This is a genomic window from Streptomyces sp. NPDC127092 (genome assembly GCF_042722475.1).
Lineage (GTDB): Bacteria > Actinomycetota > Actinomycetes > Streptomycetales > Streptomycetaceae > Streptomyces.
Map to the genome: position 1 here is coordinate 1 of NZ_JBHXFE010000106.1, position 1,300 is coordinate 1,300.

The following is a 1,300-nucleotide window of genomic DNA, read 5'->3' on the forward strand; positions in this document are numbered from 1 at the left end:
GTGGCGATGAGCGCATGGGTGGTCCGCGCGGGACAGCGGGGGGGGGAGAACGAGCACTGGAACATCGAGCACGGGCGCATGAGCGTGGGCTGGCCCGAGGTCGGTGACCTCTCTCCCGCCACATCCCGGGAGGACGTCCGCCGTCGCGTGGAGGAGGCCTACCCCGGCGACGGCGCCGCCCGCTGGGCCAACTACACCGGCCAGCTCTGGGCATTCCGGGACTCCATCCGCCCGGGTGACCTCGTCATCCTGCCGCTGAAGACCAAGCCCGGCTACGTGCAGTTCGGACGCGTCACCGGCGCATACGCCCACGACGCGGCCGAGGCTGGCTGGCACCGGAGCCACTCCCTGCCGGTGGACTGGCTGGGGGAGCCGGTCTCCAAGACCGTGGTGGGCCAGGACCTCGTCCACACCCTCAATGGCAGCCTCACCGTGTTCCAGCCGAGCCGGAACGACGCCGAACGTCGACTCAAGACCATTGCTCGAGGAAAGCCCGACCCCGGCTTCACAGAGGGGCTGCCCCGCCCGGTGGCGACCCCCGCTGACCACGCCACCACCGAGGTGACGGACCCCGAGACGGCACCGACCGTCGTCGCCATCCGAGACCGTATCCGCGCCCATGTGGCCGGGGAGTCCCGCGAGCACGAGCTGACCCACCTGGTCGCGGAGATCCTCACGGTGCTCGGCTTCCGGTGTGAGGTCTCGCCACCCGGGCCCGACGGCGGCGTGGACATCATCGCGGGCACCGGCCCCCTGGGGCTGGACGCGCCGACGCTGATCGTGGAGGTGAAGTCCGAACCAACCCCGATCGGTTCCCGGGTGCTGCGGGGGCTGCATTCTGCCATGACACAGCACCGGGCGGGTCAGGCACGCCTCGTAGCCTGGGGTGGGGTGACTCGGCCCGCCGAGCTGGAGTTCAAACGAGACCGCACGACCATGCGCATCTGGGACGCCGACGCGCTGCTCGATCAGCTCTTCCTCACCTACGACCGGCTGCCGGCCTCCACGCGGGCGCGGATCCCGCTGCAGCAGGTGTGGGTGCTGGAGGACGAGGGATGACGGCGCCCGAGGTGCTGGTGGCCGAGGCGCGGGAGGCGCTGCTGAACGGGTCGGTGTTCCGAGTGGAGCGGGCTGAGGCCGCGCCTGGTGGCGTCAAGGCCGTCCCAGCGGACGGAGTGGAGTTTCCGAAGGGGCGGGTCTGTATGCGACCCCCGAGGTGACGCCGTCGTGCGGGCATCAGCGAATGGCCGGCCCTCCCGGCCTGTTGGGGGGCTGGGAGCATCGGAGCGATCAACTCCCA

1 protein-coding gene is annotated in these 1,300 nt (G+C 71.1%); it reads left to right on the forward strand.

The genetic code is table 11. From position 1 onward, the window contains the following. On the forward strand, nt 1-1,059 hold a 1,059-nt coding region (locus tag ACFWJO_RS37460; RefSeq protein ID WP_386872590.1), incomplete at its 5' end, for a restriction endonuclease. Nucleotides 1,060-1,300 lie beyond the last annotated feature (241 nt).